Genomic DNA, 22,683 nt, shown 5'->3' with positions numbered 1-22,683 from the left:
CCGGTTTATTAAGGAAAGATCATGCGGATTACCTTCATCGGCGGCGGCAATATGGCCAACGCCATCATCGCCGGCCTGATCAAGCAGGCGGCGCATCGCATCCATGTGGTGGACCCGGACGCGGGCAAGGTGGAGCGGCTGCGTCAGGAATACGACGTCAGCGGCGGCGCGACGCTGCCGGACGCCTTCGACATTGGCGACATCGTGGTGCTGGCGGTCAAACCGCAGCACCTTCGCGACCTGTGCCTGGAGCTGGAACCCAGACTCAACGGCGCGCTGGTCATCTCCATCGCCGCCGGCATCCGCCTGGACGCGCTGTGCCGCTGGCTGGGCAGCAAGCGCGTGGTGCGGGTAATGCCCAACACCCCGGCGATGATAGGCAAGGGCGTGTCCGGCCTGTTCGCATCGGTGGGCGTCAGCGAAGACGACCGCCAGGACGCCAACACCGTCATGCAGGCGGCGGGCATCACGCTCTGGCTGCAAAACGAGCAACGCATCGACGACATTACCGCTGTTTCGGGCAGCGGCCCGGCCTATGTGTTTTACTTCATCGAAAGCATGATAGAGGCGGCCCAACAGACCGGCTTCTCCGAAGCCGAGGCGCGCCGACTGGTGCTAGCCACCTTTGAAGGCGCGGTGGAGCTGGCCAAACAAAGCCCGCTGCCGGTCAGCGCACTGCGCACCAATGTGATGTCCAAGGGCGGCACCACCGAGCGCGCCATCGCCCGCTTTGAGGCGGAAGGCGTCAAACAAGCCATCATCGCCGGCATGCTGGACTGCCGCGACCGCTCCATCGAAATGGGCCAACAACTCAGCCAGGACTAAGCCACATCATGTTCTTCGACACTTTGCGCTTTCTGATCCACACCCTTTCCGGCCTGTTCGTGCTGGTGCTGCTGCTGCGCTTCTACCTGCAAGTGGCGCGCGCGCCGTTCAAACACCCGCTGTGCCAGTTCGTGATGGCCGCCACCAACTTCGCGGTGCTGCCCATGCGCAAGCTGGTGCCGGCAATGCGCGGCTACGACAGCGCCACCATGCTGTTGGCCTGGCTGATTTCACTGCTGGCCAATGTGCTGGTCACCCTGCTGAGTTCGGTGCCGGAAGTCTTCACCTTTCCGCAGGTATGGGTGGCCTTGTCTTTGCTGTCGCTGCTGGAAGTGTTCAAACAGTCGCTGACCCTATTGATGGGCAGCGTCATCGTGCAGGCCGTGCTCAGCTGGGTCAGCCCCTACAACCCGCTGATGCCGGTGCTGGATGCGCTGACCCGGCCCTTCCTGCGCCCGTTCCGCAAGGCCAATATCGGCGGCGTGGACCTGTCGCCGCTCGTGCTGTTCCTGATCATCCAGGTGATTTTGATGCTGCCGGTTCGCATGCTTGAAACAAGCTTCTTGACCCAACTCAAGGTAGTACTGTAGCAATTCAGGTTATTTGTCATATTTTTTCGCGGCCGTGCTTTACGGCCGTTCATCTGACAACCGATTTGCATCACCACACAGGAGACTTCCAATGAAAAAAGCCTTGCTCGCCGCCGCCCTGATGAGCGCTGTCGCCGCACCCGCCTTCGCCAATATGCAGCTGGCGCAAAAATACAGCTGCACCGCCTGTCACGCGGTGGACAAGAAGATCGTCGGCCCGGCTTATAAGGACGTGGCCAAGAAATACGCCGGCCAGAAAGGCGCGGAAGCCATGCTGATGGCCAAGGTCAAGAACGGCGGCTCCGGCGTATGGGGCCCGGTGCCGATGACCCCGCATCCGAACATCCCGGACGCGGACCTGCGCGCGCTGGCCAAGTGGGTGTTGTCTCTGAAATAAGTCATCCAGACATTGCAGATCCGGCACGCCACGCGGCGCGCCGGCCCACGGAAAAAGGCGGCGGATTGCCGCCTTTGAACTGTCCGGGACATTTTATGTCCTAGCCTGTTGCGCCAATACCCTTTTAACGATGCCTCAGGCTTGTTACCGGAGTGAAACAACGCTATACCGATTGTCAGCAGCAGGGAGTTAATATCACCTAAGCGCCTAAGACAGTTGCAGAAATAGCGGGGCGCCGGTAATCTTCTCCGCCTGTTGCCAACTCTATGCTGGAAGCACCAAATATGGCCAAACTAACCGAACAGGATATCCTCAACTGGACCGGCGACGATTACATGAACGCCGACCATCTTGAGTTTTTCAAAGACCGGTTGTTGCAGATGCAGCAGGAGTTGCTCTCTAACGCAAATGCGACCGCCAACCACCTGCAAGAGCAGGAAGCCACACCGGATCCGGCCGACCGCGCCACGCTGGAAGAGGAATACGCGCTGGAACTGCGCACCCGCGACCGCGAGCGCAAGCTGCTGCAGAAGATCCAGGCCTCGCTGCGCCAGATCGAAGACGGCTCTTACGGCTTCTGCGAAGATACCGGCGAGCCGATCGGCCTGCGCCGCCTGATGGCCCGCCCCACCGCCACATTGTCGGTGGAAGCCCAGGAGCGCCGCGAGCGCATGAAGCGTCAGTACGCCGACTGATTGTTCCGGCTCTCGCCCGCAAAACGCCCTGGCCGCAACCAGGGCGTTTTTCATGCCCGCGGTTCCTCTGTTCAACAAAAACAAGCAGATAAATCAACAGACGATAGCTTGCCTCTAATGATCGTCTAGTATGAATTTAGAGCATTAAAGCAGGCCGGCCGCTTGTCTAGCGTCGTCGAATCCGGTTATCTTGCTGCTATGCAAAAACTGAAATAGCAAGGGACACGCTTTATGCAACGCCAGACCGACGACGTCAGAATCCGCGAAATCAAGGAACTGCTGCCGCCCATCGCCCACCTGTACGAACTGCCAATCACCGAAGCCGCCTCGGAAGTGATCTACGCCACCCGCCGCGATATCTCCGCGCTGCTGCGCGGCGAAGACGACCGCCTGCTGGTGGTGATCGGCCCCTGCTCCATTCACGACACCGAAGCCGCCATCGAGTACGCCAAGAAACTGGCGCCGCTGCGCGACAAGCTGGCGGAAGAGCTGGTGGTGGTGATGCGCGTCTACTTTGAAAAACCTCGCACCACCGTCGGCTGGAAAGGCCTGATCAACGACCCGCTGTTGAACGAATCCTTCGACATCAACAGCGGCCTGCGCATCGCGCGCCGCCTGCTGCTGACCCTGAACGACATGGGGATGCCGGCCGCCACTGAATTCCTGGACATGATCACCCCGCAGTACTTCGCCGACCTGATCAGTTGGGGCGCCATCGGCGCGCGCACCACTGAAAGCCAGGTGCACCGCGAACTGGCCTCCGGCCTGTCCTGCCCGGTGGGTTTCAAGAACGGCACCGACGGCAATCTGAAGATCGCCGTGGACGCCATCCGCTCCTCCAGCGTGCCCCACCATTTCCTGTCCGTGACCAAGACCGGCCACTCCGCCATCGTCTCCACCGGCGGCAACCCGGATTGCCACGTGATCCTGCGCGGCGGCAAGGAGCCCAACTACTCGGCCGAGCATGTCAGCGCCGCGGCGGCGGAACTGGTCTCCGTGGGCCTGCCGCAAAAACTGATGGTGGATTTCAGCCACGCCAACAGCCGCAAGGACTACCGTCGTCAGATGGAAGTAGCCGACGACATCGCCGGCCAGCTGGCCGCCGGCAACGCCAATATCTTCGGCGTGATGGTGGAAAGCCACTTGGTGGAAGGCCGCCAGGACCTGAAGCCGGGCTGCGAATTGACCTATGGCCAAAGCGTCACCGACGCCTGCATAGGCTGGGACGACACGGAAAAACTGCTGACCACGCTGGCCGACGCGGTGAAGGCGCGCCGCGCGCGTCAAGACTGAGCCGGCGCCAAGCCGACTGCCTCGCGGCGGAGCATGCGCTCCGCCGTTTTCATTGGCTTAGCTGCTCGCCGGCCAAGCGGCCCAAGGTGGCGATGGCTCTCTCCAACGACGGCGACCACGGCTGGCCGAAGTTCAGCCGCAGACAATGGCCAAAGCGCGGTTCGGCGGAAAACACCAGGCCCGGCGCGAAGCTGATGGATTCGGCCAACGCCCGCTCCAACAGGCGGCCCGTGTCCAGCCCTTCCGGGCACTCCACCCACAACAGCAGGCCGCCCTGCGGCCGCCGCAGCCGCGTGCCCTTGGGAAAAGCCGCCAGCACCGCGTCGGCCAGCTGACGCATCTGCCGCGCCAACCGCCGCCGTAAACGCTCGGCGAAACGCGTGTAATCGCCGTTGGCCAACACATCCGCCAACATGCCCTGATACAAGGCCGAGCTCACCAGGCTGCTGCTATTGCTTAGCCGCGCCAATGCCGCATGATGGCGGCCGCCGGACAGCCAGCCCAGACGGAAGGAAGGCGCGAAGCTTTTGGTGAAGGACGAGCAGTAAATCACTTCGCCGCGGCTGTCCCAGGCTTTCAGCGGCGTTGGATGCTGCTCGCCGAAGTAAAGCTCGCCGAACACATCGTCCTCGATGATGGTCAGGCCATGACGGTAAGCCAGCCGCAGCAATCGCTTCTTGGCTTCGTCCGGCATCAACGCGCCGGTGGGGTTCTGAAAATTGGTCACCGTTACCAGACAACGCGGCGCAGGTCCGTGGCGCAAAGCGAACTCCAGCGCCTCCAGCGACAGGCCGGCATCCGGCGTACACGGGATTTCCAACGCCTTCAACCCCAGTGCTTCCAAGGTTTGCAATAGACCGAAGTACACCGGCGTCTCCACCGCCACCGTATCGCCGGGCCGGGTCAGCAATCGCAGAGACAGACTGATCGCCTCCGTGATGCCGTGGGTGAACAGGATGGCGTCCGGCTCCAGCTCCAACTGCCACTGCGCCGCCAGTTCGCACACCAGCCGATGCAGCCGGGCCTGCTCGCCGCGCGGCAAGTAGGCGCTTATCAGTTCCGGGCGCTGGTTCAGCGTCTGCTGCAGCCGACGCGCCAACGCCGCCGACGGATACATGCTGCCATGCGCTTCCGCCATGTGCAGCTGGGTGCCGATGTCCAGGCCGGACCACTCGATCAATTGCGACATGCGGCTGTCCACCCGCACCAGGGTCGCGGCCGACGGCAGGCCGTCCACCTCGGCGCTCGCCTGCTGCGCGCGGCTGGGCAAGGCGGCGAAGAAGCCGGCGCGCGGGCGAGCGCTGACGCGTTGCCGATGCTCCAGATGACGGTAGGCCGCCAGCGCGGTCAAGACGTTGACCCCGTGTTCGGCGGCCAGGCGGCGCACCGAGGGCAAACGACTGCCGGGGGGATATTCACCGCTGTCCAATCCTTGCTCGACTTCGGCGGCGATGCGCAAATACAGGGAATCACTCATGGCTGTTATATAGAACAGATTGGGCGCAGCATAAACTGTTTACGCCGACTGTGGGAAGGCGCGGACCGGCGCTTGCGCTAGGCTGGGCGCTACTTTTCATTGCAAGAAAGCGCATCATGCCGTCATCATTCTGGCGCGACCTGTCGCCCTCCGCCGCGCTGGCCGCGGTGCTGGCCCTCTTGGTAGGCTACTCCGGCCCCTTCCTCATCATCGTCCACGCCGCCCAGTCCGCCGGCCTGTCCCCGGCCCAGCTAGGCTCCTGGATCTGGGCGGTCTCCATCGGTTCCGGCGTGGCCGGCCTGTGGCTGTCCTGGCGCTGGAAGGCGCCGGTGATCACCGCCTGGAGCACCCCCGGCGCGGCGCTATTGCTGGCCGCCCTGCCCGGAGTGCCCTACGGCGAAGCGGTGGGCGCCTTCCTGGCCGCCGCCGCCATCGTCACCCTGCTGGGCGTCAGCGGCCTGTTCGACCGGCTGATGAAGGTGTTCCCCGCCGCGCTGGCGGCGGCGATGCTGGCCGGCATCCTGTTCCGCTTCGTCGCCGAACTGGCCAGCGCCGCTGGCCACGACCCGCTGCTGGTGGTCAGCATGGCCTCGCTGTTCTTCGTCGGCCGCCGCTTCTTCCCGCGCTACGCCTTGCCGGCCGCCATCCTGCTGGGGCTTCTGCTGGCGGCGGGGCAAGGCCTGTTCCAGGCGCTGCCGGCTCATGGCGGCGGCGGCGGCCCGCTGTTCACCGCGCCGCAGTGGTCGTGGAGCGCCTTCTTCAACCTGGCCCTGCCGCTGGCGCTGGTGGCGCTGACCGGCCAGTTCCTGCCCGGCATGGCGGTGCTGTCCTCTTCCGGCTACTCCATTCCGGCGCGCTCGCCGGTATCGCTGCTGGGCGCGGTGTCGATGCTGACCGCGCCCTTTGGCGGCCACGGCGTGGTGCTGGCCGCGATCACCGCCGCCATCTGCACCGGGCCGGAAACCCACCCCGACCCCAAACGCCGCTATGTAGCCGGCGTGATCTGCGGCGCGCTCTATCTGGTGCTGGGCGTGGCCGGCGGCGCGCTGGCCAGCCTGATTCTGACCCTGCCCAAGGCGCTGGTGGCCACCGCCGCCGGCCTGGCGCTGTTCGGCACCCTGGCCTCCTCCCTGAGCGCGGCGCTGGCCAGCGAAAGCCACCGCGAGGCGGCGCTGATCACCTTCGTGGTGGCCGCCTCCGGCGTCAGCATTGCCGGCCTGGGCGCGCCGCTGTGGGCCTTGCTGGCCGGCGGCGCGGTGGCCTTGATCCTGCGCCCGGCCAAACCCCGGACGGCTACCGCCGACGCCGCCGGCCAGCGCGGCTGAGCCGGCACTGGCAGCGCGGCGGCCAGCATGATAAGTTAAGGGACTGGATACAATATTCCGCACGGCAAGCACCGGGCGGACCCTTCCCACTCCCGAGGAAACCATGTTCGCTGCCACCGTATACGCGCAACGCCGCGCCCGTCTGCAAGCGGCCGGCCTGTCCGGCCTGCTGCTGTTTGTCGGCAATGTCGATTCGCCGATGAACTACCACGACAACATCCTGCCCTTCGTGCAGGACTCCAGCTTCCGTTATTTCTTCGGCCTGAACGAACCGGGCCTGGCCGGCGTCATCGACGCCGACAGCGGCGAAGCGACGCTGTTCGGCAACGATCCGGACGTGGCCGACATCGTCTGGACCGGCCCGCTGCCCAGTCTGGCCGAACGCGCCGCGCTGGCCGGCCTAAAGCAGAGCCGCGCCTACGCCGACCTGGCCGCCGTGGTGGCCGCCGCGCGCGCAGCCGGCCGTGCCGTGCATTACCTGGCGCCGTACCGCGGCGAGACCCTGATCGAAATGGGCCGCCTGCTGGACGTGCACCCGGCCCAGGTCAAGGACGGCTTCTCCACGCCGCTGACCCATGCCGTGGTGGCGCTGCGCGAGATCAAGGGCGATGAGGAAATCGCCGAAATGGAAGCCGCGCTGGCGGTCACCCGCGACATGCATGTGGCCGCAATGCGCCACGCCAAGCCGGGGGTGATGGAATACGAGGTGGTGGGCGAAATGGAAGGCATCATGCGCCGCCGCGACTGGCAGCTGGCCTACCCGTCCATCTTCTCGCGCCGCGGCGAAGTGCTGCACAACCACTACCACGACAACCGCCTGGAAAGCGGCGACCTGGCGCTGAACGACACCGGCTGTACCTCCGGCGGCGGCTACGCCAGCGACATCACCCGCACCTTCCCGGTGGGCGGCAAGTTCAGCCCGCGCCAGCGCGAGTTGTACAACATCGTGTTGGACATGCAGCTGGCCGCCATCGAGGCGATGAAGCCGGGCGTGCGCTATCTGGACGTGCACAAGCTGTCGGCGCGGCTGATGGTGGAAAGAATGAGCGCGCTGGGCTTCTTCCGCGGCGACGCCAACGATATCGTCGAATCCGGCGCCTACGCCATCGCCTTCCCGCACGGCCTGGGCCATCAGATCGGCATGGACGTGCACGATATGGAAGGCCTGGGCGAAGATCTGGTGGGCTATGGCGAGGACACCGAGCGCAGCCCGCTGTTCGGCCTCGGCTACCTGCGCCTGGGCAAGCCGCTGCAACAAGGCATGGTGGTGACGGTGGAGCCCGGCATGTACTTCATCCCCGCACTGATCGAAGCCTGGGCCGCCGAAGGCCGCCACAGCCAGTACATCAACTACGACAAATTCCGCGAGTACCGCGACTTCGGCGGCATCCGCATCGAAGACAATGTGCTGGTCACCGCCAACGGCAGCCGCGTGCTGGGCGCGCCGATTCCCAAGACGGTGGAAGAAGTCGAAGCCGCGATGGCAGGCTGAGTCGGGCCGTCACGTCAGTCCAAAGCCGCCCACGGGCGGCTTTTTCCATATGGACGCCGCGCATGCCAAGGCGCACCATCTGAAGAACAACAAGCTGGGAGCAATGATGGAGCAAGTGGAATGCGTGGTGATAGGCGCCGGCGTGATCGGCCTGGCCGTGGCGCGGCAGCTGGCGATGGCCGGCCGCGAAGTCGTCGTCGTCGAAGCGGAAAGCGCCATCGGCCAACATGCGTCCAGCCGCAACAGCGAGGTGATCCACGCCGGGCTCTACTATCCGCCCGGTAGCCTGAAAGCGCGGCTGTGCGTGGCCGGCCGCCAACGGCTGTACGACTACTGCGCCCAACGCTCGATTGCCCACCAACGCTGCGGCAAGCTGATCGTCGCCGTCGACGACACCGAATTGCCGCGGCTGCAAGCCTTGCAAGCGCGCGCCGCCACCAACGGCGTCGATGACCTGCGCTGGCTGGACGCGGAGCAACTGCAGGCGCTGGAACCGGCCTTGCGGGCCCACGCCGCGCTGTTGTCGCCGTCCACCGGCATAATAGACAGCCATGGCCTGATGCTGGCCCTGCTGGCCGACGCCGAAACCCACGGCGCGACGCTGGCGCTGAACTCACCGCTGCACGGCGGCCGCGTCACCGGCGACGGGCTGGAACTGGACATCGCCGGCATGCGGCTGCGCTCGCGCCTGGTGGTCAACGCCGCCGGCCCGTGGGCGCCGCGGGTAGCGGCCAGTCTGGTCGGGGTTCCACGTGAAACCATCCCCGCGCCCTATTACGCGCGCGGCGCCTATTTCGCGCTGCAGGGCCGCTCGCCGTTTCAGCGCCTGATCTACCCGCTGCCCGAGGCCGGCGGCCTAGGCACGCACCTGACGCTGGACCTGGCCGGCCAGGCGCGCTTCGGCCCGGATCTGGAATGGATGGACGACATCGACTACCGGGTGGACCCTGCGCGCGCCGAGCGCTTTTACGCCGGCATCCGCCGCTGGTGGCCGGCGCTGCCCGAGCAGGCGCTGGCGCCGGCCTATGCCGGCATCCGTCCCAAGATTGCCGGCCCCGGCGCGGCGGACGCGGATTTCCTGATCCAGGGCCCGGCACAGCACGGCGTGCCCGGCCTGCTCCAGCTCTATGGCATCGAATCCCCGGGCCTTACCGCCAGCCTGGCGCTGGCCGAATACGCGGCGGCAACGCTGACGGCATAGCGCCGGGACGAGTTGTCCGCTTACAATCGGACGGTCTCAACCCGTCGCCTTGCCGCTTATGCTCATTCTGAATCAACGCCAGCAGGAACTGCTGGCCATGGTCAAACGCGACAGCTATGTCAGCGTGGAAAAGCTGGCCGAACATTTCTCCGTCACCCGGCAAACCATACGCCGCGACATCGCGCTGCTGGCCGAGCACCAGTTGCTGCAACGCTACCACGGCGGCGCCAGCGTGCTGTCCAGCGTGGAAAACGTGGCCTACCAGGCGCGGCAGGTGCTGTGCATAGACGAAAAGCGCCGCATTGCCGAATGCCTGGCCCGGCACATCCCGGACAACGCCTCCCTGTTCATCAATCTGGGCACCACCACCGAGGAAGTGGCCAAGGCGCTGCACCAGCACCGCGGCCTGCGGGTGATCACCAATAATCTGCACGTGGCGGACACCATGTGCGATTACCCGGACTGTGAAGTCATCGTGCTGGGCGGCATGCTGCGCAAGCGCGACCGCGGCATCACCGGCGAAGCCACGGTGCAGCTGATCCGCCAGTTCCGAGTCGATTACGGCATCATCGGCATTTCCAGCATCGAGCTTGACGGCACGCTGCGCGATTACGACTACCGCGAAGTACGCAGCGCCGAAGCCATCATTCAGCAATCACGCCACGTGTTCTTGGCCGCCGACCACAGCAAGTTCGCCCGTCCGGCGCTGGTGGAGCTGGGCCATCTGTCGCAGATAGACGCGCTGTTCACCGACCAGCCGCCGCCGCCCGCCGTCGTTGAATTGATGCGGGAGGCGGAGACTCAGTTATACGTGGCGGACTGACAATCCCTTAGAACCTGTTTACGATCTGCTGCGCGTCGGCGATACAGCGTTGAAACCGAGCTCAAAATGCTCATGTACCACGAGTACATTCCGCTTTTTCGCTCGTTTTCGCCTTGTCTCGCCTTAGCTCGCGAGATCGTAAACACGTTCTTAAGGCTGCTGCCGCGTCGCCGCCAGCACGATCTCGCGGATGCACACGTTCTGCGGCTGCTGATAAGCGTAGACGATGGCGCTGGCCACGTCCTCGGCCGCCAGCACGCCGCCCATTTCCTGTTTCCAGGCCTCGTAACCGGCCTTGATCGCCTCGCTGCTGGTATGCGACAGCAACTCGGTGTCCACCGCGCCCGGCGCGATCGTCACCACGCGCACGCCGTGGTCCGCCACTTCCTCGCGCAGATTCTCCGACATCGCGTGCACCGCGAACTTGGTGCCGCAATAGGCCACATGGTTGGGGAAGGTCTTGCGCCCGGCCACCGAGCTGATATTGATCACCGTGCCGCGCTTGCGTTCCACCATGCCGCCCAGCACCGTGTGGATGCCGTTGAGCAGGCCATGCACATTAACGTCGAACATGGTTTTCCACTCTTCCGGCGCTTGCTCGGCCATCAGCCCCAGCAACATCACGCCGGCGTTGTTGATGATGGCGTCCACCGGCCCGAAGCGGCCTTCCGCCTCCGCCACCGCGGCGGCCAGCTGGGCGCGGTCAGTCACGTCCACCGCGCGGCACAGCGTGTTCGGCAGCGCCAGCGCCTCCAGGCGTTCGACCCGGCGGGCCAGCAGCAGCAGCGGATGGCCTTGCCGCGACAACAGGCGGGCGGTGGCGGCGCCGATGCCGGAACTGGCGCCGGTGATGACGATCAAGGCTTTACTCATGACAACACTCCTTTAGCAATAGAAATAACTGATAACAAACCCTTGAGCAGCACTATAATCCGCTGACGATTTGACGAAAAATCGTTTATTCCACTTGCTGTCATCGGTTTAACTTATGGATATACGCTCGCTCAAAGCCTTCATCGCCGTATTCGAAGAGCGCAACATCACCCAGGCCTCGGCACGCCTCTACCTGAGCCAGCCTGCGCTGTCCGCCACCATCCGGCAACTGGAAGAACAGCTGGGGGCAGCGCTGTTTCAGCGCCAGCCGCGCGGCGTGGAAGTGACCGACGCCGCCCGGCTGCTGTATCCGGCGGCGCGGCGGCTGGTGGAGGAAGCCGACGGCCTGGCGCAGTTGTTTCGCGGCCGGCAGGACTGCCTGCCGCTGACGCTGGGCGTGGCGGCGGACCTGGGCCAGGCCGACGTGGCGCGCGTGCTGGCGGCGGCCTACCGTGCGGTGGACGGCTTGCTGCTGGAACTGGCGGCGGGCTGCGCCGGCGACGCGCGGCTGGACGAGGAAGCCAACCGTTGCGAGGACGAGCTGTTCCTGCCGCTGTGGGAAGAGGAGTATGTGCTGGCGATGCGCGCGGACGCGCCGCTGGCGGGACAGCCGCTGCTGCGGCCGGGACAATTGCTGGGCCAGGATCTGATCGCCTGTCCGGACCACCCTTCGCACCAGCGCTTCGCCAGCCTGCTGGGCGAGGCGGCGCGGGAGCTGGCGGTGGCGGCGCGCTGCGCCACCCTGCAACAGGCGGCAACGCTGGCCGCGGCCGGCGCCGGCATCGCCTTTGTCCCGCAGGGGCTGGCCCAGGACCAGCCTGGCCTGTGGAGCTGCCGGCTGGATCAGGCGGCGCTCAGCCGCCGCGTCGGCCTGTGCTACGCGCCGGACGCCTTGGCCAAGCCGGCGCTGGCCCGTTTGAAACAAGGCCTAGCCGCCGGCTGAGGAGCTGTTTCAAGAGCGGCTGACAAAACTCGGTTTTACGGCTGAGGCAAGACGCGCCGACGTAGCCAGTACCTTGAGTACGGCAAGCCGGCGCAACGCAGGATCAGGGGTTTTGTGAGCGGGTCTTACTGCACCGCGGCGAAAGCCTTGGCCACATAAGGCGCATTGGCGCGGGTCAAGCCGGCCACGCACATGCGGCCGGTACCCACCAGGTAGACGCCGAAACGCTCGCGCAGGGCGTCCACTTGCGCCTGGCTGAAGCCGGTGTAGCTGAACATGCCGCGCTGATGGACCAGATAGGCGAAGTCCTGCTCCGGCAGCGCCTGTTTCAGCACCTCCACCAGGATGCCGCGCATTTCCAGGATGCGGCCGCGCATCTCGTTCACCTCGGAAAGCCACAGCGCTTTCAGCTCGGCATCGCCCAATACCGTGGCGATCAAGCGCGCGCCGGTGGTGGGCGGGTTGGAGTAGTTGCGGCGCACCGTGGCCTTGAGCTGGCCCAACACCAGCTCCGCCTCGGCCTGGTTCGGACACACCACAGACAAGCCGCCGCAGCGCTCGCCGTACAAGGAGAAGATCTTGGAGAAGGAATTGCTGACCAGGAAGGACACGCCGGCGTCGGCCATCGCGCGGATGGCGTAGGCGTCCTCTTCCAAACCGGCGCCGAAGCCCTGGTAGGCGATGTCCATGAAGGGAATCAGCTGCTTGCGCTTGGCCAGCGCCACCACCTGGTCCCACTGCGCATTGTCCAGGTCCGAGCCGGTGGGGTTGTGGCAACACGGATGCAGCAGCAGGATGCTCCCGGCCGGCAGGGTTTCCAGCGTGCCCAGCATCGCGGCGAAGTTCACGCCGCGGGTTTGCGCGTCGAAATAGGGATAGCGGTTCACCGCGATGCCGGCGCCTTCGAAGATGGCCACGTGGTTATCCCAGGTGGGATCGCTAACCCACACTTGGGCGTCGGGAAAATACCGTTTGAGGAAGTCCGCGCCCACTTTCAGCGCGCCGGAGCCGCCCAGGGTCTGGATGGTGGCGATGCGGCCGGCGGCCAGCGCCGGATGCGCTGCGCCGAACAGCAGTTCCTGCACCACCTTGCGGTAGGCCGGCAGGCCGTCCATCGGCAGATAAGTGCAGGGCGGCGTCGGCAGGGCCGCCAGCTTAGCCTCGGCCTGCTGCACCGCGTTCAGACGCGGAATGCGGCCCTGCTCATCGTAATACAGGCCGATGCTGAGGTTGACCTTGTCGCCGCGCGGGTCCTTGCCGAAAGCGTCGACCAGCGACAGGATGGGATCGCCGGCGTAGGCGTCGACGTGCTGGAACATGCGTTTCTCCTTGAGTAGTGTGGTATCGCCTCGTGCAATCATTCAGAACCGGTTCATAGTCTGCTGCGCTTCGTGAACAGGTTCTTACGCCGCCCTCTGAACGGGGCGGTAATAACACGCTATTGTGCCAGACGGATTCAGGATCCGGCCGCCAGATCGTCACGCTTGAGCGCCAGCATCATCGCCGCGATCCACGGCAGGATCAGCCAACCGCCCAGCACGTTAAGCGCCGCCACCAGCTTCAGCCTTGGGCTGCCCACCAGCGCCGCGGTCAGGGTAGGCACCAGGTAGGCGCCGCCCAGGGCCAGCGCATTGCCCAGATACATCGCCCATTGCTGCCATTGCGGCTCGCCGCTGTACGCGCCGTAAGCCCACAGCGCCAAGGCCGCGGCCAGCACCGTGAAGAACAGCTTGCGCGCCATCGTCAGTATTTTCATATTCCTTCCGTTCCCGCCGCGGCGGAACACGCCGCCACAACGAAATGCCAAGCTTAATAAGACTTCCGTCCGGATGGCAAAATCAATTGCATAAATCAGACACTTTGCGCCACATTTTAATGAAACGGCGCAAGATTGATATGCATCAGGCAAGCATGGGATTCTCATTTCAACTAACGCGAACCATCTGCCTACAATCTGCTTGCCCTCACCGCCAAACCGCCGCACGCAAAGCGCGCGGCCACCACGAGCCGTCACCCCCCGCGACTGACCGCTCCATAAGAGGAATGCATCATGACGCCCCGCCCTACCCTGCTTGCCCTGGCCACCGCCCTTGCGCTGGCCACTCCGCTCGCCGACGCCTGCTCATCGCTGATCGTCGGCAAACAGGCCTCCGCCGATGGCTCCATCATCATCGCCCGCAACGAGGATTATTACATCAATAACTGGAACAAGCGCCTGGTGCTTCACCCGGCGCGCGCGGCGGCCAAGGAGGAAACGCTGAGCTTCAAAAACGGCCTGAAAGTGCCGGCTCCGGCACAGTTCTACCGCTACAGCGGACTAATGGACTGGAACGGCGACACCGCCAGCGGCGACGGGCTGTACGAGGAACGCGGCGTCAATGAATTCAATGTGGCGGTATCCGCCACCAATAGCGCGGAAATCAACGCCCGCGCCAAAAAAGCGGACCCCTTGCTGGACAACGGCGTGGTGGAAGCGGTGATTCCCTCGCTGATCCTGCCGCAGGCCAAGACCGCGCGCGAAGGCGTGGAGCTTCTGGGCCGCTATCTCAACCAATACGGCGCAGGGGAAGGCAACGGCGTGCTGATCGCCGATCCGAACGAAGCCTGGTATATGGAGATCGGCTCCGGCCACCACTGGCTGGCCTACCGCGTGCCGCAGGATAGTTACTTGATGGTGGCCAACGGCCTGCGCCTGCACGACATCGACCTCGCCGACCGTGCCAACGTCGTCGCCAGCCCCGGCCTGGCCGAGTTCGCGGCCAAACACCAGCTGCTGCCCAAGGTGGACGCCAAGCGCTTCAACTTCGCCCAGGCCTTCGGCGTCGTCGGCGACAAATACAATGTGGACCGCGAATGGCTGGGCCAGCAGCTGCTGAACCCGGCGCTGCGCCAGGCCACGCGGCAGACGCAATACCCGCTGACGCTGAAGCCTGAGCGCAAGATCGCGGTGGCCGACGTCGCCAAGGTGCTGCGCGCCACCTTCCACGGCACCGCGCTGGCCAAGCGGAAGGACGCGGACCGCCCGATGGGCGTGGACCGCACCATAGAAACCCACGTCATCCAGCTGCGCGCCGGCATGCCCAAGGAATTGGCGGCGCTGACCTGGCAATCCTTCGGCAGCCCGGCCGGCGCGGTGCTGGTGCCGATGTACGAGAACGCGATGAAGGACATCCCCACGCCGCTGCGCGCCGGCGCGGCCACTTACGAGAGCGGCTCCGCCTACTGGGCTTTCCGCGCCAACGCCACGCTGGCTCAGGCCAAGCCGGACAAATACCTGCCGGTGCTGGCGCAATGGCAGACGCGGCTGGAGCGGCAGTTCCAGAGCCAGCAGCCGGCGGTGGACGCGATGCTGGCCAGCCTCTACGCCAGCCAGCCGCAAACCGCCATCGGCTTCGCCGGCCAGTGGAGCGGCGGCAATATGCTGAGCGCGGTGCAATCGGCGCGCGATGTCCACACCGGCCTGCTCACCGACCTGACCAAGGCCAGCGAGAAGAAGTACAGCCCGGAGGAGCTGGAAAAAATCAAAAACCTATAAGAACCTGTTTACGATCTGCTGCGCTGCGACGATACGGCGTTGAAAACCCCTTCGAAATGCTCATGTACCACTTGTACATTCCGCTTTCTCAGTCGTTTTCGCCTTGTCTCGCTCTTGCTCGCAAGATCGTAAACACGTTCTACGCGTCTAACAGCCAGGAGCGGCGCCGGCAAGCCCGGCCGCTCCTGCCAGCCCTGGCGTGTTATCTTTATGACATTCCCCTCGCCCGGCCGGCTGCGCCATGACCCTCCACATCGACACCGATCCCGCGCGGCTGGACCGTGAACGCATCTACCGCTACCTATCTGAACAATCCTACTGGGCGCGCCAACTGCCGCGCGACATCTTCGAGCGCTCGCTCGCCCATTCGCTGTGCTTCGGCGCCTACGCCGCAGATGGCGAACAGATCGGCTTCGCCCGCGTGATCACCGACTACGCCACCTTCGGCTACCTGGCCGACGTGTTCGTGGTTGAGGCCTGGCGCGGCCAGGGCGTGTCCAAACAATTGATGGCGGCGATCAACGCCCATCCCGGCCTGCAGAGCCTGCGCCGCATGCTGCTCGCCACCGTCGACGCCCATGGCCTGTACGCGCAGTTCGGCTTTGGCGCGTTGTCGCGGCCGGAACGGCTGATGGAGCGGCTGGACGCCGAGGTCTACCAGCGGCTGGCGGCCGACGCTGGAAACGTGGCATGAGCGTACATAAACAGTTCTGGGCCGACCCTTACCAGACCGAGCTGTTCGCCACCGTAGTCCGTAGCGACGGCCCTCAGGTCTGGCTGGACGCCACCATCCTCTACGCCTTCTCCGGCGGCCAGGAAAGCGACGCCGGCAGCATAGGCGGCCTTCCGGTGCTGCGCGCGGAGAAACAGGGCCTGGACATCGCCTACACCCTGCCGGACGGCCATGGCCTGAGCGCCGGTGACGCGGTGACGGTGGCGATAGACTGGCCGCGCCGCTACCGGCTGATGCGCTTGCACTTCGCCGCAGAGCTGGTGCTGGAAACCATTTGCCGCGAACTGCCCGACGCGGAAAAGATAGGCGCCCACATCGCCGAGGATAAGGCGCGCATCGATTTTGCGTTGGTCCGGCCCATCACCCCGCTGCTACCCGCCATCGCCGCCAAGGTGCAGGCACTGATAGACGCCGATCTCGCCATCGTCAGCGCCTATTCCGACGAAGCAAACCAGCGCCGCTACTGGGAACTGCCCGGCCTCTACCGCGTGCCCTGCGGCGGCACCCATTTGCGCCGCAGCGGCGAAGTGGGAGAACTGCGGCTCAAGCGCAAGAACGTGGGCCAGGGTAAGGAAAGAGTGGAAATCACGCTGGCGCGGCCATAAGAACCTGTTCAAAGTCTGCTGCGCTTCGGCGATACGGCGTTGAAAACAAGCTCAAAATGCTCATGTACCACTCGTACATTCCGCTTTTTCGCTCGTTTTCGCCTTGTCTCGCCCTTGCTCGCGAGACTTTGAACAGGCTCTAAGAAAAACCCGCGCGGGATAGCCCGGCGCGGGTGGTTTCACGTGAAACGGCGGTCTGCAAACGCTCAGGCAGGCTGCTTCGGCCAGTCCGCCTCTGCCAACTGCGGCCACGCGGCCTGCTGCGGCAAGCGCGACAGCTCAACGCAGTAACGCTTCCACGCCGTCAACAAGCCTTGTTCCTGCGTCGTCGCCAGGCCCAGTTCCTGCGCGTCCTCCAAGGGCCGGCGCTGAGCATAGGCAATCGCCAAACGCTGCTGCAGCTCCTGCTGCGCCTGCGTCGTCAACGCCGCGCGCTCTGCGTCGGCATCCACTTTCCAGGCTTTCTTGTTCCATACCGCGAAGGGCGGCGGTTCCAGCTCGGTGGCCTGCAAGCTGTCCGGCGTATCGCCGATTTGCGCCGTCACCGGCTGCGCACTGGCCTTGCTCCACAGCTTGAGCGCGCGGAAATCCTCCGCCAGCTGCCAGCCGCCGTCGCGATAGACCACCGCTTGCCTGTTCCCCGCCTGCGGCGGCTCCTGCTCGGTGGCGTTTGCCGGAATCAGCCAGGTTTCCTCAATGTCCAGCGGCGACAGGTCCGCCGTGGTGGTACCCAGATACTCGCCGGTTTCCGGATGATAGGCGTAGACGGTTTTCTGTTTGCGTTCTTGCATGACGGTCTCCTTAGTATTTGATGCAGGCAAGCAGAGCGACGTTGCGGGGGCGGGTTTCAACGCCGATGCCACTGTTTGCGCCCGTTACGAGAGTCATTTGATCAGATGACAACATCTCTCTGCCGTATGCCCAGGCGCCACCGCCCGAGCCAGGAGTAAGCGCCAAAGCACCTCCATCGCTTGGGCGTATGATTGTGTGGACATGAGGCCCGACAGTCCCGGCCTGCGCACTCCCCAACGCACGGCCCGGATCAACACGGCCCCCATAATCCCACCCTCGCACAAACTCCCCGCGCAAATCCGGAAGATTGAACGTCGTCGAACCATCCCCCGCCCCATAAGTTGTCCCAATCGCGGCAAACAGCGCCGGATAAGTACTACGACTGGCCAATGAACCATCGCACTTCAACCAACCAGGCGGCGCAGACGGCATCGCGAAGTGGCCCACTAGGCCCGGCGCGCCGGACATGGTCAGCAGATTGGTAGTCGGTCCATCCTCGCATTGGGTCAGGTCCACGTAAAAACCACGAGACTTGGCACCGTCATTGTTGAATATGCGAAACTGGTTGCCCCAGACATCGATATTCACATCGCTGAGCTTGCTGTCGCTCTGCGGCGCTTGCAGTTGCAACTGGCCGCCCTCCTTGCCGCCCTCGGCCAGGAAACGGGAATTGGGCTGAAAATCCACCCGCCCGTTCATCTTGCCGCCGCTCAGCGGCAAGGCGTCGGTGATGCCGTAACCGGCCAGCGTGGTCGGCTTGCTGTTGCCGCCCCAGGCCAGCTTCTTCAACGACTGCAGCAACTGGTCCTTGCGCGCCGGGTCGGCGCTCTGGCCGCTGTCGCGTATCACCGTCAGCAACTCGTCCTGGCAGGACTGGGCGGCGGACTGGACATTGTTCAGCCACTCCGAGGTCACCACCGTGCCCAGTTCGCCGGTGTAAGGGTTGCCGTCGTGGAACAGACCGTCCGGGCTGTTGATCGGCTTCATGGTGTTTTGCATCGCGCTCTCGCTCCATTCAAGGGTGGGCCCGCTGGCCGAGCTGGCGGCGTGGGGCGGACTCCGGGCCGGGCGGGTGGTCCGGAAACCACCCTCTGACCTGCTTCGCTAGTGAATCAATACAGTGATTTTGCCGGGAAGCGACGCGCGTCAGCAGTGGACGGATGTCAGTAGCCTGGAGGCCTGCCCCAATGCAAAACGGCAGCCGAAGCCGCCGTTTTGCAGACACATAACACTCTGTTTTAAGCCGGCGCCGCAGGCCAATCCGTTTCAGCCAGTTGCGGCCACGCCGCCAACCGCGGCAGCCGCGACAGCTCAACGCAGTAGCGCTTCCACACTGTCAGCAAGCCCTGCTCCTGCGCCGTAGCCAGCCCCAGTTCCTGCGCATCCTCCAAAGGCCGGCGCTGAGCATAAGCCGCTGCCAAGCGCTGCTGCAGCTCCTGCTGCGCCTGCGCTGTCAGCGCCGCGCGCTGCGCGTCGGCGTCCACTTTCCAGGCCTTCTTGTTCCACACCGCGAAGATCGGCGGCTCCAGCTCGGTGGCCTGCAGGCTGTCCGGCGTGTCGCCGATTTGCGCCGTCACCGGCTGCGCGCTGGCCTTGCTCCACAGCTTGAGTGCGCGAAAATCCTCCGCCAGCTGCCAGCCGCCGTCGCGATAGACCGCCGCTTGCCTGTTCTCCGCCTGCGGCGGTTGCTGCTCGGTGGCGTTTGCCGGAATCAGCCAGGTTTCCTCAATATCCAGCGGCGACAGATCCGCCATGGTGGTGCCCAAATACTCGCCGGATTCCGGATGATAGGCGTAGACGGTTTTCTGTTTGCGTTCTTGCATGACGGTCTCCTTAGTATTTGATGCAGGCGAGCAGGGCTAGGTTGCGAGGGCGGGTTTCAGAGCCTCCCGTCACACCGGTTACGTTAACCCTGCCGGCATACTTGGTCGGGCTATATCCGGTGAAGTGAGTGCCTTGAATTAAGTCTCCTTGGCCTACGTCATTCACCAAAAAGCTCATCCCACTCCATTCCAGACTAGGGTGTCTATGGGACTCTACACTCCCTAATTGCGCGCCCCCAAATGAACGCCCGCCATCAACACCACGCTCTTCGCCCCACCCCCGCAAGAATTGACCATTTAAGTTCGGCAAATAAAACTTGCCGGAACTGGCATCCGTTCTATATACCGCAGGTGCGCTAGGCGGCGAGAATGCCGATGCGTAAAGATTTTTTTTGCTGACTTTCCAGTCCTGGTAATAGCCGGAAGAAGAACCAGACAGCCCAGGAGCGCAGCCGTCTACGCCAAACAAGAGGGTGTTATCCGCGATGAAAACCCGCCGAGTACTGGATAAGCTCCAGGTCAAAACGCCATCGACAAACAGGCGATAATTTTGTCCGTCATAGCAAAAAGCGATGTGATACCAGCGCGCAGTGGAAAAAATGCCAGGAGTCCCAGCGGATGCCTCGACAATAAACCCAGGTTCAACGCCAGCCAACCATATCACCGGGGCCTTGCTCGCCTTATCCAAGCCAATCGTTATCTCCCCCCAGGTTTTGGATTGATTCATGGAGGCAATCCATGCCACCTGATAACCGTTGCTAGTGCCAGTGCCGGTGAAGTTTGGGAAATGCCATCCCTCGATGGTGAACTCATTGGGATTGAACGCCTCCGCCAGCGGCATGCTGGCGTAGCCGCCGATTTCCTGTGTCTTTAGGCTTTGCGTTCCAAACTTGGCCTGCTCCGTCGACATCCCTGCCCCGCCAAATGTCGATACCACAGAGCCCCAGGCGCAATCCGCCAACTTCTCAGCCTCGTCCAGACGCAACATCGCCTGCACATCGCCCTTGATCGGGGCGAAACGATGCCCAATGGAGTTGAAGAGCTCTGGATAAGTACTTTGCCAAACCTGGGTGCCGTTGGCCCGCAACCAGCCTTCGGGCGCTATCGGCATGGCAAAGTACGCGACTTCCCCCGCCGGAGCCGCAGCCTTAACCTGGCTCATGCTAGCCCCATCGGTAATTCCGTACCCCGCCAAGGTGGTCGGCTTGCTATTTCCGCCCCAGGCCATTTTCTTCACTGCTTGCAGCAATTGATCCTTGCGGCTGGCGTCCAATTCCTGGCCGCTGTCCTTGATCAAGGCAATCAACTCGTCCTGCGTGGCGGCTGTCGCCAGCTGCAGGCTGTTCAGCCAATCGGCGCTGACAATAGTGCCCAGTTCGCCGGTGGTGGGATTGCCGTCATGAAACAGGCCGTCCGGGCTGTTGATCGGCTTCAAGGTGTTTTGCATCGCGCTCTCGCTCCTTAATTGAGTCTGCCCATGAGCCGGGCAGGCGACATAGGCGGGGCACGGACCACATCAGCCGTCATCAGACCGCCAGTTGACCCGCTTCGCTGGTGAATTAATGCCCTCATTGTGCCGGGAAGCGACGCGCGTCAGCAGCGGACGGATGTCAGTAGCGAACAGACAAAAAAATGGCAATCCCACAGGATTGCCATGCTTGGAAACCAAGATTGTTTACGGCGCGATCGGCGCTTTGTGTACGTAACCGCCATGCACACCGGACAGCGTGGCGGGCAAAGCCAGCTGGAAGACCGAGTTATTCTCGGCGTAAACGTGGCTGATGCTGTAGCCGCCGCCCCAATCCCCCACCCCAGCCATATGCACCCAGCCATCGCTGGGCGTGATGCGTTTGTTCTCCATTGGCTTGCCATTGCGATACTGGCCATAGTCATAGTAGATAGAGCCGCTAATGCAACGCAGCCAGTTCATAAAAGTCACCGGCCCTTCTGTTCCAACCCCGTATGCCAGCGCCACCGCCATATTTTTGCCGTCCAGCACTTGCGGCGAATAGGTCAACGTACCGCAGCGCAACTCCGCGATGTGAAACTCGTAACCATAACGTTTGTTTCCACGCTCCATTGCATTCAGCAAATCCACCACCGGTTGCGTCAGTTTCGGACCAAGGCCTTCATACGAGCCATTATCGTGAATGAAACGCCCCACCGAGCTGGCGCTTTGGCTAAATGAAACATTATGCATAGGCGTGGCAAACGGTGCGGTGATCTGATTGGTTCTCGCCTGCACGATGCCCTCGGGCGTGAACGGATCGAAAAAGCGACCGCCGTCCGCCAACAGATTCCGCCGCGGCAACATGCCCACGGTGATGCCGTCCTGAATGCCGTAGCCCGCCAGGGTGCTGGCCTTGTTGGCCTTGACCGCCACTTCGGCCTTGGTGGCGCCGTCGCCAATACCATAGCCCGCCAGCGTGGTCGGTTTGCTGTCGCCGCCCCAGGCCATTTTTTTCACCGCCTGCAACAATTGGTCCTTGCGGCCGGCGTCCAACGTCTGGCCGCTGTCTTTGATCAGCGAGATCAACTCCTCCTGGGCTGAGCGCGTCGCCAGTTGCAGATTGTTCAACCAGTCGGCGCTGACTATGGTGCCCAGTTCGCCGGTGGTGGGGTTGCCGTCGTGAAACAAGGTGTCCGGCGTGTTGATGGGCTTGAGTGCTTCTTGCATGGAATCGCCTCCCGCGGATAAGAAAATGCGAAAAGAAAATCGGCCGGAGGCCGATGACAGCTGTCGCTGCTGAAAAGACTGGGGACGATTTTGCGGGAAACGCGCGCGCGGCGGCAGCGGACGGGTGTCAGTGCGCCGGAGGCGAAGCGCCGCGCTTGTCGCCGCGGCGCGGCGCCTTATATCACATCGGAAATCTGCTCGAAGCCGGCTTGCAACTCCTGGCGGATGGGCTCCAGCAGCGCCGCCATTTGCTGGCAGTTGACGTGCTTGTCCTCCTGGCTGTCCTGCAGCAACGCCATCAATGCATGCAGACTCTGGTTGGCGGCGTGGACGTGGACGATGCCCTGGGTCAGGCTTTCATCGGCCTGCAGATAGCGCTGCTCCATGAGCTTGACCAGAGCGTAAGTCTCATCCTGACCGGCGGTGACGATGCGCAGCTGCTTGATCTGCTCATGCAGGCGCTGCAACGGTGACAACTCCGGCTTGGCGACGGGGGCGTTCATGGCTGGCCCTCCGGTGTCTCGGGCCGGGTATGGCAAGGGTGCGGCTGGCAGAAACTCAATATATTCATTATGGCCTCCACA

General features: G+C 63.8%; 23 protein-coding genes. 13 read left to right on the top strand and 10 right to left on the bottom strand.

From position 1 onward, the window contains the following. The first annotated feature begins 21 nt into the window (after window positions 1-21). The 5 genes from proC (at window position 22) to aroG (ending at window position 3,800) form a co-directional block, all read left to right on the top strand. Complete coding sequence (gene proC, locus MOV80_RS04690) at window positions 22-825, top strand: pyrroline-5-carboxylate reductase (RefSeq protein ID WP_118268481.1); 804 nt, start codon at window positions 22-24, stop codon at window positions 823-825. A gap of 8 nt (window positions 826-833) precedes the next feature. Next, on the top strand, window positions 834-1,415 hold the full coding sequence (locus MOV80_RS04685; protein WP_043589318.1) for a YggT family protein: 582 nt from the start codon (window positions 834-836) through the stop codon (window positions 1,413-1,415). A 91-nt stretch (window positions 1,416-1,506) separates the two neighbouring features. After that, window positions 1,507-1,812, top strand: a complete 306-nt coding sequence (locus tag MOV80_RS04680) for a c-type cytochrome (RefSeq protein WP_019102525.1) — start codon at window positions 1,507-1,509, stop codon at window positions 1,810-1,812. A 284-nt stretch (window positions 1,813-2,096) separates the two neighbouring features. Then, complete coding sequence (gene dksA / locus MOV80_RS04675) at window positions 2,097-2,507, top strand: RNA polymerase-binding protein DksA (RefSeq protein WP_019102526.1); 411 nt, start codon at window positions 2,097-2,099, stop codon at window positions 2,505-2,507. 231 nt (window positions 2,508-2,738) lie between these two features. Then, the gene (gene aroG, locus MOV80_RS04670) at window positions 2,739-3,800 is read left to right on the top strand and encodes a 3-deoxy-7-phosphoheptulonate synthase AroG (RefSeq protein WP_019102527.1); all 1,062 of its coding nucleotides are present in this window, start codon (window positions 2,739-2,741) and stop codon (window positions 3,798-3,800) included. A 49-nt stretch (window positions 3,801-3,849) separates the two neighbouring features. On the opposite strand, the gene MOV80_RS04665 is transcribed toward aroG, so the two are convergent. Next, a complete protein-coding gene (locus tag MOV80_RS04665) occupies window positions 3,850-5,277 on the bottom strand; it encodes a PLP-dependent aminotransferase family protein (protein ID WP_249604875.1) in 1,428 nt (475 codons plus the stop codon). A gap of 116 nt (window positions 5,278-5,393) precedes the next feature. On the opposite strand from MOV80_RS04665, the gene MOV80_RS04660 reads away from it, so the two are divergent. From MOV80_RS04660 to MOV80_RS04645, 4 genes are all read left to right on the top strand, one after another. Next, window positions 5,394-6,602: a benzoate/H(+) symporter BenE family transporter gene (locus MOV80_RS04660; protein ID WP_249604874.1), complete on the top strand. Its 1,209-nt coding sequence runs from the start codon at window positions 5,394-5,396 to the stop codon at window positions 6,600-6,602. 103 nt (window positions 6,603-6,705) lie between these two features. Beyond that, window positions 6,706-8,094, top strand: coding sequence for an aminopeptidase P family protein (locus MOV80_RS04655; RefSeq protein ID WP_249604873.1), 1,389 nt, complete (start codon window positions 6,706-6,708; stop codon window positions 8,092-8,094). Window positions 8,095-8,143: 49 nt separating this feature from the next. Continuing rightward, entirely contained in the window at window positions 8,144-9,295 is a 1,152-nt protein-coding gene (locus MOV80_RS04650; protein WP_249604872.1) for an NAD(P)/FAD-dependent oxidoreductase, read from the top strand. 58 nt (window positions 9,296-9,353) lie between these two features. After that, a complete protein-coding gene (locus MOV80_RS04645; protein ID WP_191186127.1) occupies window positions 9,354-10,118 on the top strand; it encodes a DeoR family transcriptional regulator in 765 nt (254 codons plus the stop codon). 150 nt (window positions 10,119-10,268) lie between these two features. Here the strand turns inward: MOV80_RS04645 and MOV80_RS04640 are convergent, their stop codons facing one another. Further along, window positions 10,269-10,991, bottom strand: a complete 723-nt coding sequence (locus tag MOV80_RS04640; protein ID WP_249604871.1) for an SDR family oxidoreductase — start codon at window positions 10,989-10,991, stop codon at window positions 10,269-10,271. A 115-nt stretch (window positions 10,992-11,106) separates the two neighbouring features. Here MOV80_RS04640 and MOV80_RS04635 point away from each other — a divergent pair, with 115 nt between their 5' ends. Then, window positions 11,107-11,934, top strand: coding sequence for a LysR family transcriptional regulator (locus MOV80_RS04635; protein ID WP_081575418.1), 828 nt, complete (start codon window positions 11,107-11,109; stop codon window positions 11,932-11,934). Window positions 11,935-12,059: 125 nt separating this feature from the next. Here the strand turns inward: MOV80_RS04635 and MOV80_RS04630 are convergent, their stop codons facing one another. Both MOV80_RS04630 and MOV80_RS04625 read right to left on the bottom strand, forming a co-directional pair. Continuing rightward, window positions 12,060-13,253 (bottom strand): amino acid aminotransferase, encoded by a 1,194-nt coding sequence (locus tag MOV80_RS04630; RefSeq protein ID WP_249604870.1) that lies wholly within the window; start codon window positions 13,251-13,253, stop codon window positions 12,060-12,062. A gap of 137 nt (window positions 13,254-13,390) precedes the next feature. After that, on the bottom strand, window positions 13,391-13,690 hold the full coding sequence (locus MOV80_RS04625; RefSeq protein ID WP_157222248.1) for a superinfection immunity protein: 300 nt from the start codon (window positions 13,688-13,690) through the stop codon (window positions 13,391-13,393). Window positions 13,691-13,984: 294 nt separating this feature from the next. Between MOV80_RS04625 and MOV80_RS04620 the strand changes: the two genes are divergently transcribed. The 3 genes from MOV80_RS04620 (at window position 13,985) to MOV80_RS04610 (ending at window position 16,807) form a co-directional block, all read left to right on the top strand. Further along, complete coding sequence (locus tag MOV80_RS04620) at window positions 13,985-15,469, top strand: C69 family dipeptidase (RefSeq protein WP_107732159.1); 1,485 nt, start codon at window positions 13,985-13,987, stop codon at window positions 15,467-15,469. 241 nt (window positions 15,470-15,710) lie between these two features. After that, window positions 15,711-16,163: a GNAT family N-acetyltransferase gene (locus tag MOV80_RS04615; RefSeq protein ID WP_249604869.1), complete on the top strand. Its 453-nt coding sequence runs from the start codon at window positions 15,711-15,713 to the stop codon at window positions 16,161-16,163. Continuing rightward, entirely contained in the window at window positions 16,160-16,807 is a 648-nt protein-coding gene (locus MOV80_RS04610) for an alanyl-tRNA editing protein (protein ID WP_107732160.1), read from the top strand. Before MOV80_RS04615 ends, MOV80_RS04610 begins: the two co-directional genes overlap by 4 nt. 206 nt (window positions 16,808-17,013) lie before the next feature. Here the strand turns inward: MOV80_RS04610 and MOV80_RS04605 are convergent, their stop codons facing one another. From MOV80_RS04605 to MOV80_RS04580, 6 genes are all read right to left on the bottom strand, one after another. Beyond that, on the bottom strand, window positions 17,014-17,598 hold the full coding sequence (locus tag MOV80_RS04605; RefSeq protein ID WP_107732161.1) for a tail fiber assembly protein: 585 nt from the start codon (window positions 17,596-17,598) through the stop codon (window positions 17,014-17,016). Between the two features lie 10 nt (window positions 17,599-17,608). Then, window positions 17,609-18,598, bottom strand: a complete 990-nt coding sequence (locus tag MOV80_RS04600; protein ID WP_107732162.1) for a phage tail protein — start codon at window positions 18,596-18,598, stop codon at window positions 17,609-17,611. Window positions 18,599-18,837: 239 nt separating this feature from the next. Next, window positions 18,838-19,422: a tail fiber assembly protein gene (locus MOV80_RS04595; protein ID WP_107732163.1), complete on the bottom strand. Its 585-nt coding sequence runs from the start codon at window positions 19,420-19,422 to the stop codon at window positions 18,838-18,840. Window positions 19,423-19,432: 10 nt separating this feature from the next. Further along, window positions 19,433-20,869 (bottom strand): tail fiber protein, encoded by a 1,437-nt coding sequence (locus MOV80_RS04590; RefSeq protein WP_107732164.1) that lies wholly within the window; start codon window positions 20,867-20,869, stop codon window positions 19,433-19,435. A 228-nt stretch (window positions 20,870-21,097) separates the two neighbouring features. Next, a complete protein-coding gene (locus MOV80_RS04585; RefSeq protein ID WP_107732165.1) occupies window positions 21,098-22,099 on the bottom strand; it encodes a hypothetical protein in 1,002 nt (333 codons plus the stop codon). Window positions 22,100-22,275: 176 nt separating this feature from the next. Further along, window positions 22,276-22,602, bottom strand: a complete 327-nt coding sequence (locus MOV80_RS04580) for a hypothetical protein (protein ID WP_081549101.1) — start codon at window positions 22,600-22,602, stop codon at window positions 22,276-22,278. Window positions 22,603-22,683 lie beyond the last annotated feature (81 nt).

Origin of the sequence: Chromobacterium sp. IRSSSOUMB001 (genome assembly GCF_023507765.1) — a bacterium.
GTDB lineage: Bacteria > Pseudomonadota > Gammaproteobacteria > Burkholderiales > Chromobacteriaceae > Chromobacterium > Chromobacterium haemolyticum.
The sequence above is the reverse complement of the archived record's forward strand: the minus strand, read 5'-3'. Positions and strand labels throughout refer to the sequence as shown.

What these genes read in the sequence shown, in the direction of transcription:
- proC (WP_118268481.1), top strand. Translation starts at nt 22, where the DNA reads ATGCGGATTACCTTCATCGGCGGCGGCAATATGGCCAACGCCATCATC.
- MOV80_RS04685 (WP_043589318.1), top strand. Translation starts at nt 834, where the DNA reads ATGTTCTTCGACACTTTGCGCTTTCTGATCCACACCCTTTCCGGCCTG.
- MOV80_RS04680 (WP_019102525.1), top strand. Translation starts at nt 1,507, where the DNA reads ATGAAAAAAGCCTTGCTCGCCGCCGCCCTGATGAGCGCTGTCGCCGCA.
- dksA (WP_019102526.1), top strand. Translation starts at nt 2,097, where the DNA reads ATGGCCAAACTAACCGAACAGGATATCCTCAACTGGACCGGCGACGAT.
- aroG (WP_019102527.1), top strand. Translation starts at nt 2,739, where the DNA reads ATGCAACGCCAGACCGACGACGTCAGAATCCGCGAAATCAAGGAACTG.
- MOV80_RS04665 (WP_249604875.1), bottom strand. Translation starts at nt 5,277, where the DNA reads ATGAGTGATTCCCTGTATTTGCGCATCGCCGCCGAAGTCGAGCAAGGA.
- MOV80_RS04660 (WP_249604874.1), top strand. Translation starts at nt 5,394, where the DNA reads ATGCCGTCATCATTCTGGCGCGACCTGTCGCCCTCCGCCGCGCTGGCC.
- MOV80_RS04655 (WP_249604873.1), top strand. Translation starts at nt 6,706, where the DNA reads ATGTTCGCTGCCACCGTATACGCGCAACGCCGCGCCCGTCTGCAAGCG.
- MOV80_RS04650 (WP_249604872.1), top strand. Translation starts at nt 8,144, where the DNA reads ATGGACGCCGCGCATGCCAAGGCGCACCATCTGAAGAACAACAAGCTG.
- MOV80_RS04645 (WP_191186127.1), top strand. Translation starts at nt 9,354, where the DNA reads ATGCTCATTCTGAATCAACGCCAGCAGGAACTGCTGGCCATGGTCAAA.
- MOV80_RS04640 (WP_249604871.1), bottom strand. Translation starts at nt 10,991, where the DNA reads ATGAGTAAAGCCTTGATCGTCATCACCGGCGCCAGTTCCGGCATCGGC.
- MOV80_RS04635 (WP_081575418.1), top strand. Translation starts at nt 11,107, where the DNA reads ATGGATATACGCTCGCTCAAAGCCTTCATCGCCGTATTCGAAGAGCGC.
- MOV80_RS04630 (WP_249604870.1), bottom strand. Translation starts at nt 13,253, where the DNA reads ATGTTCCAGCACGTCGACGCCTACGCCGGCGATCCCATCCTGTCGCTG.
- MOV80_RS04625 (WP_157222248.1), bottom strand. Translation starts at nt 13,690, where the DNA reads ATGAAAATACTGACGATGGCGCGCAAGCTGTTCTTCACGGTGCTGGCC.
- MOV80_RS04620 (WP_107732159.1), top strand. Translation starts at nt 13,985, where the DNA reads ATGACGCCCCGCCCTACCCTGCTTGCCCTGGCCACCGCCCTTGCGCTG.
- MOV80_RS04615 (WP_249604869.1), top strand. Translation starts at nt 15,711, where the DNA reads ATGACCCTCCACATCGACACCGATCCCGCGCGGCTGGACCGTGAACGC.
- MOV80_RS04610 (WP_107732160.1), top strand. Translation starts at nt 16,160, where the DNA reads ATGAGCGTACATAAACAGTTCTGGGCCGACCCTTACCAGACCGAGCTG.
- MOV80_RS04605 (WP_107732161.1), bottom strand. Translation starts at nt 17,598, where the DNA reads ATGCAAGAACGCAAACAGAAAACCGTCTACGCCTATCATCCGGAAACC.
- MOV80_RS04600 (WP_107732162.1), bottom strand. Translation starts at nt 18,598, where the DNA reads ATGCAAAACACCATGAAGCCGATCAACAGCCCGGACGGTCTGTTCCAC.
- MOV80_RS04595 (WP_107732163.1), bottom strand. Translation starts at nt 19,422, where the DNA reads ATGCAAGAACGCAAACAGAAAACCGTCTACGCCTATCATCCGGAATCC.
- MOV80_RS04590 (WP_107732164.1), bottom strand. Translation starts at nt 20,869, where the DNA reads ATGCAAAACACCTTGAAGCCGATCAACAGCCCGGACGGCCTGTTTCAT.
- MOV80_RS04585 (WP_107732165.1), bottom strand. Translation starts at nt 22,099, where the DNA reads ATGCAAGAAGCACTCAAGCCCATCAACACGCCGGACACCTTGTTTCAC.
- MOV80_RS04580 (WP_081549101.1), bottom strand. Translation starts at nt 22,602, where the DNA reads ATGAACGCCCCCGTCGCCAAGCCGGAGTTGTCACCGTTGCAGCGCCTG.